This window comes from Streptomyces sp. NBC_01446 (assembly GCF_026340095.1).
GTDB lineage: Bacteria > Actinomycetota > Actinomycetes > Streptomycetales > Streptomycetaceae > Streptomyces > Streptomyces aureus.
Map to the genome: position 1 here is coordinate 733572 of NZ_JAPEPO010000002.1, position 12368 is coordinate 745939.

The following is a 12368-nucleotide window of genomic DNA, read 5'->3' on the forward strand; positions in this document are numbered from 1 at the left end:
CGGGGGTCGAGTCCATGATGTGGGTCCCTCCCATGATGCGGAGTCAATGTCTCAGGCGTCGCTGCGCAGCAGCCGGTACGCCGCTCCGGCCAGCGCCAGTGCCGTCCAGCCGAGGAGGACGAGGAGCCCGGCAGCGGGCGACAGCGTGGTGGAGTCGTGGGCCACGGCGAACATCGACGCGCCGGCGTGGCTCGGCAGGTAGGGGTCGATGTCGCCCTGCCACGAGCTGGGCAACAAGGAGATCAGTCCGGGGACGAGCATCAGGGCGGCGACCAGGACCGAGATGCCGCCGGCCACGGATCGCAGCAGCGCGCCCAGGGCCGTGCCGATCACACCGACCAGACCGAGGTAGAGCCCGGCGCCCAGCAGGCTGCGTGCGACCCCGGCGTGGCCGAGGCCCATCGCAATGGGCGTGCCGGAGACGATCCGGCTTGCGGCGAGGAAGGCGACGAACGCGCCGAAGGTGGCGACCACCAGCGCGACCAGCCCGTACACCGCCGCCTTGGACCACAGCACGGGGAGCCGGCGCGGCACCGCGACGAGGGTCGAGCGGATCATGCCGGTGGAGTACTCGCCCGCCGTGATCAGCACACCGAGTACACCGAGGGCCAACTGGGCGAAGTTCGTGCCGAAGAGGGACAGGCTCACGGCAGTCGCGGAGGCGAAGTCGCGATCCATGGGACGGCCGGAGTGGAGCCCGGACCTGTAGTGGCTCGCGGCGATGACGCCGAAGGCGACGAGGAACAGCAGGCCCAGGCCGAGGGTGATCCAGGTCGAGCGCACGGACCAGAGTTTGGCCCACTCCGAGAACAGCACACGCCGTCCGGTCACGCGGTAGACGGGCCCGGCCGGAGCGGCCTGCGCGGACTCGGGGGTGTCGGGGGTTGCCGTGAGGGTGCTCATGCTGTGCTCCCGGAGGTGTCGGCGCCGGTCATGGAGCCGTGGTACTCCACGGCGTCCCTGGTCAGATCCATGAAGGCTTCCTCCAGCGACACCGCCTTCGCGGTCAGTTCGAACAGGGGGATTCCGTGCTCGGCCGCCTTCAGCCCGATCTCGCGGGCGGTCATCCCGGTCACCTGCAGTTCCTCGGAGCCGACGCGGCCGATGACCTCCACGCCGGGCCCGGACAGCACGTCCCGCAGCCGGGTCGGGTGCTGCGTCGCGACCTTGACGGTGTCACCGCCCGCCTCGCGGACAAGGTCCCGTACGGTCGTGTCGGCCAGCAGCCGTCCCCTGCCGACGATGATCAGGTGGTCCGCCACCAGTGCGACCTCGCTCATCAGGTGCGAGGAGACGAACACCGTCCGACCCTCGGCCGCGAGCGAGGTCAGCAGATTACGGATCCAGAGCACTCCCTCGGGGTCCAGACCGTTGACGGGCTCGTCCAGCATCACCGTCTGCGGATCGCCGAGCAGTGCGGCGGCGATGCCGAGCCGCTGCCCCATGCCGAGGGAGAAGGCACCGGCCCGCTTCTTCGCGACGCTGCCGAGACCGGCGAGTTCGATGACCTCGTCGACGCGGCGGCGCGGAATGCCGTGGGTGAGCGCGAGCGCCCTGAGGTGGTTGCCGGCCGAGCGGCCCGGGTGGATCGACTTGGCCTCCAGTAACGCTCCGACCTCCTGCAGGGGTGCCTGGTGGCGGGCGTAGCGGCGGCCGTTCACCGTCACGGACCCGCTCGTCGGCGCGTCGAGCCCGACGATCATGCGCATGGTCGTGGACTTGCCCGCCCCGTTGGGTCCCAGGAAACCGGTGACCGTGCCGGGCTTCACGGTGAAGTCCAGATCATCGACGGCTGTCTTCTGCCCGTACCTCTTGGTGAGCTGCTGTGCGTCGATCATTGGCTTCCCTCTCTTTCGGACTGCGCTGTTCGACACGCCTGACGCCTCCTCCGCAACGCTAAGTCCGTGATGGCCCCCATCCGGTGGTACCGGGGGCTGAAGGGGGCCGGTCGGGTGGTACCGGGGTACTACGCCCCGGCGATGTGCGCTTCGGACGACTCTGCGGTTGCCGTCAGGAGGCGTGAGCCGTCGGGTGCGAGCCGGGAGCACGTAAACGCTGTCCGCGTACCACCCGGCCGGCGGCCGTCTTCTGCAGCAGCCCGTAGGCCAGGACCGGCAGGAGCAGGTGTGGTTTGTCGGGAAGCGTGGTCGTGATCAGGACCGCGCTCGCGCTGCTGTTGTTCATGCCGCAGGCGAGCGTGAGGGACGATGCCGCCGGCGCGTCCAGTCCCAGCAGACGCGCGGCTCCGCGGCCGACCGAGAACGACAGCAGGCAGACGCTCGCCGCCACGGCCAGCGCGGCGGCGAGAAGCAGCGGACGCGGGTGGGCCAGGAACGAGCCGAGGGCGCCGCAGGCATTGACGTAGGTGAGGAGGAATGAGCCGACCAGGGCAACGGGTACGCCGACGCCGAGCACCCGGCGCAGCCAAGGTGCCGGCAGTGCCAGGCGGCACACAATGCCGACTGCGCACGGCAGGACCACGCCGACCAGGGCGAATCCGCCGTCGCCGGCGTGCAGGGCCCGGGTGAGTGCGTCGGCGTGGCCGCCTCCGAGCAGCGGCACCAGGGCACTGGTCACCAAGGGAATGGTGAGCGGGCTGAGGAGGGTGGACGCGAGGACGAGCCCGACCATGGTCGGCTGGTCACCGACTCCCTTGCCGGTCCACACCGTGGCTCCGGCGGCGACGGGCATGGCCACGATCAGGATCATCGCGGTGACCAGGCCGCTGCCGCCGTCGGTGTCGGGCGTCCGGCGCAGCAGGAACGCGACGATCGGGATGGCAAGGAGCGGAATCGCGAGGTGCAGAACGAGCCCGGCCAGCAGGGGGACCGGGTGGTGCAGCAGGGTTGCCAGCGCGCGTACCGGCACCTGGAGCCCGGCCGAGAAGAGCACCAGGGAGAGCAGGAGCGGTGCGGTGGTCAAGGACAGGTGTCCGCTCGCGCCGAGGGACAGCGAATGGGGTCGGCGCAGCCACAGTCCGGGGCCCGGCAGGAGCAGGGCGGCCGCGTAGGACAGGACGACTCCCCGTCCGAGCCGGCGTCGCAACCAGTCGGTCGCCTTGTCAGTCCGGGAAGCAGCGCTTCGGGTGTTCAGGGCGGCCTTCTTCCGTCGCAGGAGCGGGGGCGGGAAGGAACGCCGGTATGCGCCGGGCCACGGAGTTGTTCATCCGCCCATGGTGCTCCCCCGGACGGGGAGGTGCGTGCTGTGCCGCACGGCAGTCAGGATGCGTTCAGGTGTCCGTCGGCACGGACGGTGCCATGACGCCATGCGGCTCACACGTTCCTCCTCGACGGCTACCGCGGCGGCGCCTCCTGCGCCGGCTGCCCAGCGCGGCGATGGCCGGCGGCGCCGTCCCCGTGGCCTGCTCAGGCGTTGAGGACTCCGGCGCCCAGGAGAGCGAACAGGAGTGCTCCGACGATGAGCCGGTAGATGACGAAGGCGTTGAAGCTGTGCCGGGCGACGTACTTGAGCAGCCAGGCGATGGACGCGTACGCGACGATGAAGGAGACCACGGTCCCCACGATGAGGGGCGTGGTGTCCGCGCCGGCCCCGACGGCGTCCTTGAGTTCGTACAGGCCGGCGCCGGTGAGTGCGGGGATGCCGAGGAAGAAGGAGAGCCGCGTGGCGGCGACGCGGTCCAGGTCGAGGATGAGCCCCGTGGACATGGTGGCGCCGGACCGCGAGAAGCCGGGGAAGAGAAGGGCGAGGATCTGGGAGGAGCCGACGAGCATGGCGTCCTTCAGGGTGGTGTCGTCCTCCCCACGCTTGTGCCGGCCCATCTGGTCGGCGGCCCACATCAGTCCACTGCCGACGATCAACGATGCGGCCACGACCCAGAGCGAGGCGAGCGGGCCCTCGATCAGCGGTTTGGCGGCCAGTCCGACGATGACGACGGGAATGGTGGCGTAGATGACCCACCAGGCGAATTTGTAGTCGTGGTGATAGCGCTGGTCGCGGTGGCGCAGTCCGCGTCCCCATGCGCCCAGGATCCGGACGATGTCCTTGAAGAAGTAGAGCAGTACCGCGGCGATGGCGCCGACCTGGATCACCGCGGTGAACGCGACGACGGACTTGTCGTCCACCGGGATGTTCATCAGCCCTTCCGTGATCTTCAGATGGCCGGTGGAGGAGACGGGCAGGAACTCCGTCACTCCCTCCACCACGCCGAGAATCACGGCCTGTCCGATGCTGATGGCGCTCACGTGTACTGCCTTTCCATCGAGAGTGCGTGGTCGGCCCGGCGCCGCCACAGAAGAACAAGGAGTGTTGCCGACGCCGCCCAGCAGGAGGCCAGCAGCCAGCCGGCCGCGACATCGGTCGGCCAGTGCATGCCGAGGTAGACACGGGTGAGGCCCACGGTGGTGGCCCAGATCGCGGGGACGGCGAGCAGGATCGGCCGCGTTCGGCCATGCACCCTGCGGTGTACGGCGAGGGTGAGCAGGAGGGCGACCACCATGGACGTCGTGGTGTGGCCGGAGGGCATGGACCATCCGCCGGCCTTCGCCGCCCAGTCCGCGGACGGCGGTCTGGGCCTTGCCAGTGCCGAGGCCAGTGCCGTACGTGGCAGTTGTGCCGAGGCCAGCGCGAGTACCCCCGCGAGTGCGCCCCGCCAGTACGCGGTGCGTTGCGCGAGTGCCCCGGCCAGGCCCGCCAGCGCGTAGGCCGGCGTTCCGCTGCCGGTGTCGGTCACGACCGTGGCCAACTGCCGTGCCCAGGCCGGACGGTGGTCCAGCACCCACCCGTGGACGGCCGTATCCAGGGCGAAGGGCGACGCCCGAGTCGCGACCGCGGCAACCAGGGTCCCGAGCAGGACACCGCAAACTGCCAGGACGGTCACGGCAGGCCACCACGGCATGCTCTCGCGCCGAGGGCTGTGGGCAGACGAAGGAGGCATCAGGCATCCTGTGAGCAGGGTCCACCGCACGCAGGGACGTGGCAGCGGGGCTGGGGGACACATTATCTTCTATTCGCGAATAGAAGATACGGGTGACTGTAGTCCAGGAAGACAGGAGGACGGCGTTGGGTGCTCAGAGACAGGCTTCTGAGGCAGGTGGCAGGCGCCGGGCCAACGGTGCGCTGGAGGCCGAGGTCCTCACCTTGCTGCACTCGGCGGGACGCGCTCTGACGCCCGGGGACGTGGCCGAACTCCTGACGGCGTCCCCCGCGCACACCACGGTGGCCACCACGCTCGCCCGTCTGCACAGCCGTGGCGTACTCGAACGCACTCCAGTCGGTCGCAGTTACGCGTACGAACCCGTCTCCGACGAGTCGGGGCTGACGGCCAGGCACATGCATCAGGTGATGGAGGCAGGCACCGACCGTGCCTCGGTGCTGACCCATTTCGTGGATGAGCTGTCCGACGACGACGAGGACCTGCTGCGCCGCCTGTTGGGCAGCGACGGCAGCAACGGGTAGCGGGGAAGGGTACCGATGCACCTGGCCGTCTACCTGCCGTTGCTGCTGCCCGCGCTGGCCGGCCTGAGCGCGGGCCCGCTGGCCCGCCGCCTCGAACCGCGGCTGGCGACCTGGCTGTTGACCGCCGCCGGACTGATCCTGGCCGTGTCCAGCACCGTGGTCCTCGGCCTGTTGGCCGTGGCCGGCTTGGTGCGTCTCCCGCTGATCGACGCACTTGAGGGCTACTCGCCTGCGGTGATCGCCCGCGAGGACCCGGCGGCCTGGCCCGCGGCCCTGGCGGGAGCTGTTCTGCTCACCCTCGCAGTGGCGGCCACCGTCCGTCTCACCGTGCGCCGCGCCGGGGCGCTGTGGTCAGCCGCTCTCGAAGCGGCCTGCCTGCCCGGGAGGGAATCGGTCGTCGTCACCGACGACCGGCACGCCGACGCGTACACCATGCCCGGACTGCCCGGCCGCATCGTGATCTCCCACGGCATGCTCGAAGCTCTGGACCCCACCGGCCACGACATCATCCTGGCCCATGAGCGGGCACACCTGAACCACCATCACTACGCGTTCGTCACGCTCGCCCAGATCTCAGCAGCCGCCAACCCGCTGCTTCGCCCATTGGCCACGTCCGTTTCCTACACCGTCGAGCGGTGGGCCGATGAGTTCGCCGCTCTCCACAGCGGCGACCGGCGCGCCGTCGCCGAAACCGTGGCCAGAGCCGCCGTGGCCACCAAACGAACCCGCGCGCTGCGCCTGCCCTCGGCGGCCCTGGGAGTCCTCGGCCGCAGCCCGGCCCCGGGCGTCATCCCCCGCCGAGTCGCAGCCCTGCTCGAACCTCCCCCAAGCAGACCGGCCCACCTCCTCGCGGCGGCCGGAGCGCTGGTAGGAGTGAGCAGCGTCTGCGTGCTGGAAGCCGCCCATGACCTGCACGAGTTTCTGGAACTCGCCCACCTGCGTTGATGTGTGCGCTCTGATTTTGACGCCCAGGGGCTCCGGGCATCAGTGCCTGTGCGCGTCAGGGCGGAACAGTCGCCGTCGAGCGATGAGTTCGACGGTTACGGCGACCGCGACGGCCTGTACGGCCATGAGGGCGATCAGCACAAAGAGCTGCACCGCCCCGGCCATCACCGGACTCGCACCGCCCAACAGCATGCCCACGAACGCTCCGGGAAGCGTGACCAGGCCGACCGTACGGGTCTGGTCCAAGCCCGGGAGCAGGGCGTCCGATGCCGCGGGCCGGGCGATCTCCATGCGCGCGTCGCGGTCGAGGAAGCCCAGTGCCATCGCCGCCTCGACCTCCCCGCGGCGCTGTTCCAACTCGTCCAGGGCGCGGCGCCCGGCGAGGACCGTCACCGTCAGGGCGCCGCCGATGAGAATGCCGGTGATCGGAACGAGCGCGAGACCCTTGAGGGGAACCAGTCCCGTGAGCAGCAATGCGGCCACCGTGGGAACGACACCGGCGGCAATGGGTGCGGCGGTCAGCCACCACGTGCGGTTACTGGTCAGCCGTCGGCCTGCCGTACGGACCGCGACGCTGAACATCACGACCAGGAACGCGACCAGGCCCGCCACCGTGGTGACTGCCCAGGTGATGACCACGGACACCGCGGCGAGCTGAGCCGCCGCACGCACTCCCGCGACCAGGATTTCCCTCGGCCTGCCGCCCGATGAGTCAGGAGACAGACGAAACCAGTGGGCAACCCCCGCCGCCACCGCGAGCAGCACGACCAGCAACACGCCAAGCGTGATGTTGACCGGGAGAAGAGATCTTGCGCTCAGCAGCATCACATGCCTCACCTTGAAGTGCTCTCCTGCCTTCGCAAGCTCAGGAAGGAGATTCCCACCTACCTTGCGGCGGCGGGCTTGACGCCACGGGTGCGCCTGACGACTGCCCTCCCGGCAGCCGGAATCGCCACGAGGCCGATCCGGTACAGGTGCAAGATGTTCCGTGCCGCGTTCCAGTCGGCGTTGCCGGACCAGCCGCAGTCTGGGTTCTTGCACACGAACGTGGCCTGGCCCTCCCGGCTGCCCGCTGTGGTCAACCCACAGGCTGAACAACGCAGGGAGGTACCGGGCGCGGGAACCTTGTGCAGGGTGCCGCCACAACGGCCGGTCTTGTACGTCAGCATCGTCACGGTACGGCCCCATGCCTCCTGACTGATGGAGCGGTTCAGGCCGGACTTCTGCGCGACGTTCTTCCCGGGTTCCTCGACGGTGCCCCTCGCGGACTTGACCATGCTCGTGATGTTGAGCTGTTCCACCACGACCGTGCCGTACTGCCTGGCGATGCTGGTCGTGGTCTTGTGCTGCCAGTCAACGGCACGGCGCGTGGCTTTTGCGCGGAGCTGCTTGATCTGGTCGTAGGTGCGGTTCAGCCGGTTGGAGCTGCGCTCCTTCGGCTTGCGGAAGGACTTGCGGTGCGCGGCCCGTTGTTCCAGGCGGAGCAGCTTGGCCTTCTCCTGCGGGTTCAGCCACTTGTCCCGGTCGGCGGTGCCATCCGGGAGCCGGGCGAGCCGTCCGTGATCCTGATGGTTGCCATCGGACAGGGCAAGGGGAAGGCTGACCCCGGCGTCGATGCCAATCTCAGGGCCGGTGTGCGGCTCAGGCTTTAATTCCAGCGTCTGGACGCGGAAGGCGATATGCCATCCGAGTCCGTCTTTGACCAACCGCGCCCCGGTGATCCGATTCTCCCTGTTGGCAAGCTTGCCGACCGGGAGATCCCTGGTCCAGCGAAAGCGGACACGACCGACCTTGGGAATGTTGACCATGCCCCAACGGCGGTGCACCCGCTTGATCTGCAGATCGCGGCCCTGCGGGATGTCGACGGACATCACGGTGCGCAAACGGGCCTTGAAGTTCGGCTCGTCCGCCCGCCACTCCCAGCAGTTCTTCCACGCCTGGACGTATGTTTTCAGCACTGCCTGCCCGGCCTGGGCGGGGAGCACTCCGAGCCAGTCGATCTCCCTACGGGCCTGGCGGATCGCCGCATCGGCGGCGGCCCGGGCACGCTTGTCCTTGGGGAGCATCGTCCACCAGTCGTGCAGGCAGTTCCACATGGTGCGGGCCGCGTGCGCCTGGTCGTCGATGAGCCGGGCCTGTGCAGGCGTCAGCGCCAGCCGGGCACGATGCCCGAACTGCCGCTTCTCCTCCGCACGTTCCGTAGTCACATGGTCACCATAACGCTGGACCCCACGTCGCCGAGAGGGAACCAAAATCCCGATGTGCGCTCTGGTCGCCACGTCATCGACACGGATGCCGCAGTGGCACGACGCCCACGCTGTGTCCGTCTCGGCCCAGGAGCCGCCCCATGTGCTTTACCGTGCGCAGCACCACCGAGCGGTCGGTGGCGGTGACCGTCAGGCGCGGCAGTCTGCGTGACACGTGCGCCTCGAAGGCGTGCACGTCGTGCAGTGTGCGCAGCCAGACGTCGACGACGAGGTTGTGCGGGCCCGCCGTGATGGCGCAGGAGCGCACCTCGCGCAGGCCTGCGAGGACCTGGCTGGTCTCTTCGGCGTGGTCGGCCGCCCGGCCAAACTGCCGCACGTCCCCGACCAAGGCGGTCCTCGCGGCCGACCTCTCCGAGGAGGCGATCGGCGGCAAGGTCGACGTGCTCATCGACACGGTCGGCGGCACGATCCTGCGCGATGCCCTCGGCCTGGTCCGCCCGTGCGGCCGGGCCGCGCTCGTCGGCTACACCGCAGGCCGTGAACTCACTCTCGATCTCGCGGACTTCTTCCTCGCCGACGTCTCGCTGCTCCCCGTCAACATGATCAGCCGGGGCAAGGAGGTCGCCGCGGAGGTCGTGCGCCTCCTGCCGGACCTCTCCTCCGGCGAACTCACGCTGCCGGCGAGCGTTACGGCATCGACCAGCTCGAAGACGCGGTGGCGCGGCTGCGCACGGGCGAGGCAATCGGCAAGGTGGTGCTCGACCTGGGCTGACCCGGCGGGTCGCCGAGGTGGCCGGCGTTGCGGCGTCGCCGGGGCATGGCCGGAATTGTGGACGCTCGAGGCGTCCGAAGCCGCAGGTCCGCGCGGGCCCATGGAGGCACGCACGGCGCTCGCGCAGTCCGGCATGGCGGCGGAGGCGGACCGTTCGACCGCCCACCCGCACCGCCCGCACCCTCTCGCAGATCAGGCGCGGTACCGGATTTCGAGCATCGTGCAGCCTGCCGGGGTGCGATAGGGGCCGTGGCGCATACCGGGCCGGCGGCTCGCGTAGTGGCCCGCCCCGAACGTCTGCCCGAGCGTGAGGTCGACCAGGTCGCCTTCCAGCAGGTACACCTCCTCGACGTAGTCGTGAGTGATCACGCCGGCGGCGCTGGTGTCCAGACCAGGCAGCCATCGCACAAGCCGGGTCAGCACAGCCGGATCATCAGGATCCCGCGACAACACCTTCTCCTCGGTGCCCGGCTGCGCGGCTTCCCGCCACGGCGCAGCGTCCCCCGCAAAGAACTCGTGTTCCTGTTTCATGACACCTCTTCCTGACCCCGGACGGCCGTCCGCCGCCGGCATGCGGTTCTTTTCAGTTGGAGCTTCGAGGGGGTTCGTGGCACCGGGGCGGGGTTCAGGGGGCCGGAGTTGACCATCCGGGTGCGAGTCGCGGTCCGGTCAGGCTTTGGCGGCTTCACCGCTCGGCCGCTCGGCCGCTCGGCCAAGAAAGGAGCCAACTGCCCGAACTCCAACGCCTACGCTGCCTCTGGCTCAGCGATCGGTTCTTCAAAAACCATGACGGCATCCTTCCGCGATGTGGGAAGATCCACAAGAAGTGACCTGATCATTACCCCAAACCCTCGTCGGTGCCCGCGAAACAGAGACCTGCAGGCCCACAAGGATCAACCCACCATCCAGAATCGGAACATGGACGTTCCCAGGCTGCTGGAAGCAGCTTCCCTGCTGGTCCCGGAAGAGAGCGCCACCGAGAACGACCTCACGGTGAACGACGTCTGGGAACACCTCACCCACGACGAGTGGGAAGTGGCTCTCGGTCTGCTGGAGGAGCTCGGTGACGGCCACCCGCTTCCACTCAGTTTCTGGCAGGCCCTCGCCACCGCAGCGGAGCAAATGCGGCTGGAGAGGAGCGCGGCCTGGTGCCACTGGCGCTGCTACGAAGCACAGCACGGCGTCATCCGAGCCGACCTCACCCTCAGACCTGCCCGCCACGCTCGCCGACAGACTCCCTTCTCGGGAGCCGGCATCCTTCGGCCCATGTGGAACATCGGGCCTCGAACCCCGACGGGCGAACCGGACCTCTACGTTGCCGGCCTCTGGGTGGAGTTCGCTCCGTTCATGGAGCCCGGTGCGCTGGCCACGGTGCGTCTCGCCCCCTTGACCCCGTCCAACTGGACGCACCTTAGGCCCGGTCAGGCCATCACCATGCATGAGGACCGCACCGTCGCCGGAACGGCCGTCGTCCTGGACGTTCAGCGCCCCTCAGCCCCGGCGGCCCCATAAGGCAGGAGCTGCCCCGTCTCACGCTCGTGCAGTACTCCCGACGGTTCCCTCACCGGACCTCAGCGCCGGGCCAGAGCCAGCACACTCAGACCGAACATCAAGACGCCCAGAGGGAGATGGACCGAAGGAACGTGCGCGATGCCGAGCACTACCTGGACCGAGGCGAGTGCGAGGAAACCCGACGCGTGCCAGATCGGCCGGGGCGAGCCACCGCCCCGCTTCCACGCCAGCACCGCCGCGAGCACGTACAGCATCGACGCCCCGTACATCACACGGGCTCCGACACTGTGCAGCGTCTCTCCGTACGACGCGGTCAGCAGCAGTCCGGCGGAAACCGCCTGAAGGAAGATGGTCAGGGTCTGCAGCGCGATCGCGATCTGCAGGAACGAGGAGCTGCGCCGTGCGCTCGCCGTCGCCGTCGGCTTCACCTCGGTGGCCATGTCACAGTCCCCTTTTCCGCCCTCGGGCAGTAGATCGATAAGGTCTCACCAGCCCGACGACGCGGGCCTGCGAAAGGTAAGGCGAGGGGGCGGCCGGAAGCATGGGGACTGTCTGGGTCAGCACAGATGAGGTAGCGGGCGAGCGACGCCAACTGATCAATGTCGCTTACCGGTTGCTCGGTTCGGTGACCGAGGCCGAGGACGCCGTACAGGATGCCTACGCACGCTGGTACGGGATGACGAAAAGCCGGCAGGAGGAGATCCTGTCCCCCGGTGCCTGGCTGACGACGGTGACCGGCCGCATCTGCCTGGACCTGCTCGGCTCGGCGCGGGCCCGCCGTGAACGCTATGTCGGCGCGTGGCTGCCCGAGCCGTTGCCCGACCGCACCGAGTGGGACCACGCGGGCGGCGCCGGTACCACCGGCCTTGCAGACCCCGCCGACCAGATCGTCCTCGACGAGTCGGTGTCCATGGCCTTTCTCGTCGTCCTGGAGTCGATGACGCCCGCCGAGCGGGTGGCGTTCGTCCTGCACGACGTCTTCCGGTACCCGTTCGCCGAGATCTCCGAGGTTCTCGGCCGGACCCCTGCGGCCTGCAAGCAACTGGCGGCCTCCGCCCGGCGGCGGGTGAGCGTCGAGCGCGCCCCGGTGGCGGCGACCGGCGAGGCCGACGTGGTGAAGCGCGTGAAAGAGGCATGGGAGACCAAGGACATCGCAGCCCTCGTCGGTCTCCTCAACCCGGCCGCCGTGATGACCGCCGACGGCGGTGGCATGGTCGGCACCGTCCTGCGCCCGGTCGAGGGCGGCGCGCGCATCGCCCAGTACATGGTCGCCATTGCCGACAAGGCTCCGGGGCTCGAACTCCTGGAGCGGTCGGTCAACGGTGTGCCGGGCCTGGTGGCCCAACGTGCCGGCGTCGTCATGACCGTAGCCTCGTTCGAGGTCTCCGACGGGCGCGTCACCCGGATCTGGGCGGTCCGCAACCCGGAGAAGCTGCGGCCGTGGGCGCGGAATGACTAGCCACCCTCGCTCGGCGGAGCGCTCAGTCGCCGTCGGCAGATGAGCGCGCATCTGAGGG

At 69.3% G+C, this 12368-nt stretch carries 15 protein-coding genes; 5 read left to right on the plus strand and 10 right to left on the minus strand.

Annotated features, from left to right (window positions below):
• Positions 1–51: 51 nt before the first annotated feature.
• From OG456_RS40945 to OG456_RS40965, 5 genes are all read right to left on the minus strand, one after another.
• The gene (locus OG456_RS40945) at positions 52–903 is read right to left on the minus strand and encodes an ABC transporter permease (RefSeq protein ID WP_266570145.1); all 852 of its coding nucleotides are present in this window, start codon (positions 901–903) and stop codon (positions 52–54) included.
• Complete coding sequence (locus OG456_RS40950; RefSeq protein WP_266570146.1) at positions 900–1838, minus strand: ATP-binding cassette domain-containing protein; 939 nt, start codon at positions 1836–1838, stop codon at positions 900–902. The genes OG456_RS40945 and OG456_RS40950 overlap by 4 nt, the downstream gene beginning before the upstream one ends.
• A gap of 172 nt (positions 1839–2010) precedes the next feature.
• The gene (locus OG456_RS40955; protein WP_266933624.1) at positions 2011–3045 is read right to left on the minus strand and encodes a sodium-dependent transporter; all 1035 of its coding nucleotides are present in this window, start codon (positions 3043–3045) and stop codon (positions 2011–2013) included.
• Between the two features lie 320 nt (positions 3046–3365).
• On the minus strand, positions 3366–4202 hold the full coding sequence (locus OG456_RS40960) for an undecaprenyl-diphosphate phosphatase (protein ID WP_266570147.1): 837 nt from the start codon (positions 4200–4202) through the stop codon (positions 3366–3368).
• Positions 4199–4837, minus strand: coding sequence for a phosphatase PAP2 family protein (locus OG456_RS40965; protein WP_266570148.1), 639 nt, complete (start codon positions 4835–4837; stop codon positions 4199–4201). Before OG456_RS40965 ends, OG456_RS40960 begins: the two co-directional genes overlap by 4 nt.
• A gap of 182 nt (positions 4838–5019) precedes the next feature.
• Between OG456_RS40965 and OG456_RS40970 the strand changes: the two genes are divergently transcribed.
• Together OG456_RS40970 and OG456_RS40975 are read left to right on the plus strand one after the other, a co-directional pair.
• Positions 5020–5415: a BlaI/MecI/CopY family transcriptional regulator gene (locus OG456_RS40970; protein ID WP_266570149.1), complete on the plus strand. Its 396-nt coding sequence runs from the start codon at positions 5020–5022 to the stop codon at positions 5413–5415.
• A 15-nt stretch (positions 5416–5430) separates the two neighbouring features.
• Complete coding sequence (locus OG456_RS40975) at positions 5431–6360, plus strand: M56 family metallopeptidase (RefSeq protein ID WP_266570150.1); 930 nt, start codon at positions 5431–5433, stop codon at positions 6358–6360.
• Between the two features lie 39 nt (positions 6361–6399).
• On the opposite strand, the gene OG456_RS40980 is transcribed toward OG456_RS40975, so the two are convergent.
• The 3 genes from OG456_RS40980 to OG456_RS40990 all read right to left on the minus strand — a co-directional run bounded on the left by OG456_RS40980 (position 6400) and on the right by OG456_RS40990 (position 9015).
• Positions 6400–7185, minus strand: a complete 786-nt coding sequence (locus OG456_RS40980) for an ABC transporter permease (RefSeq protein ID WP_266570151.1) — start codon at positions 7183–7185, stop codon at positions 6400–6402.
• A 59-nt stretch (positions 7186–7244) separates the two neighbouring features.
• Positions 7245–8567, minus strand: a complete 1323-nt coding sequence (locus OG456_RS40985; protein ID WP_266570152.1) for a transposase — start codon at positions 8565–8567, stop codon at positions 7245–7247.
• A 73-nt stretch (positions 8568–8640) separates the two neighbouring features.
• A complete protein-coding gene (locus OG456_RS40990; protein WP_266570153.1) occupies positions 8641–9015 on the minus strand; it encodes an Lrp/AsnC ligand binding domain-containing protein in 375 nt (124 codons plus the stop codon).
• On the opposite strand from OG456_RS40990, the gene OG456_RS40995 reads away from it, so the two are divergent.
• Positions 9008–9583: a hypothetical protein gene (locus tag OG456_RS40995; protein ID WP_266570154.1), complete on the plus strand. Its 576-nt coding sequence runs from the start codon at positions 9008–9010 to the stop codon at positions 9581–9583. The two genes, OG456_RS40990 and OG456_RS40995, sit on opposite strands and share 8 nt — an antisense overlap.
• Here OG456_RS40995 and OG456_RS41000 read toward each other — a convergent pair.
• The gene (locus OG456_RS41000; protein ID WP_266570155.1) at positions 9532–9870 is read right to left on the minus strand and encodes a cupin domain-containing protein; all 339 of its coding nucleotides are present in this window, start codon (positions 9868–9870) and stop codon (positions 9532–9534) included. The two genes, OG456_RS40995 and OG456_RS41000, sit on opposite strands and share 52 nt — an antisense overlap.
• Positions 9871–10257: 387 nt before the next feature.
• Here OG456_RS41000 and OG456_RS41005 point away from each other — a divergent pair, with 387 nt between their 5' ends.
• The gene (locus tag OG456_RS41005) at positions 10258–10851 is read left to right on the plus strand and encodes a hypothetical protein (protein WP_266570156.1); all 594 of its coding nucleotides are present in this window, start codon (positions 10258–10260) and stop codon (positions 10849–10851) included.
• A 59-nt stretch (positions 10852–10910) separates the two neighbouring features.
• Here the strand turns inward: OG456_RS41005 and OG456_RS41010 are convergent, their stop codons facing one another.
• Positions 10911–11291, minus strand: a complete 381-nt coding sequence (locus tag OG456_RS41010) for a hypothetical protein (RefSeq protein WP_266570157.1) — start codon at positions 11289–11291, stop codon at positions 10911–10913.
• Positions 11292–11392: 101 nt separating this feature from the next.
• On the opposite strand from OG456_RS41010, the gene sigJ reads away from it, so the two are divergent.
• Complete coding sequence (gene sigJ / locus OG456_RS41015; protein WP_266570158.1) at positions 11393–12310, plus strand: RNA polymerase sigma factor SigJ; 918 nt, start codon at positions 11393–11395, stop codon at positions 12308–12310.
• The last annotated feature ends 58 nt before the right edge of the window (positions 12311–12368 follow it).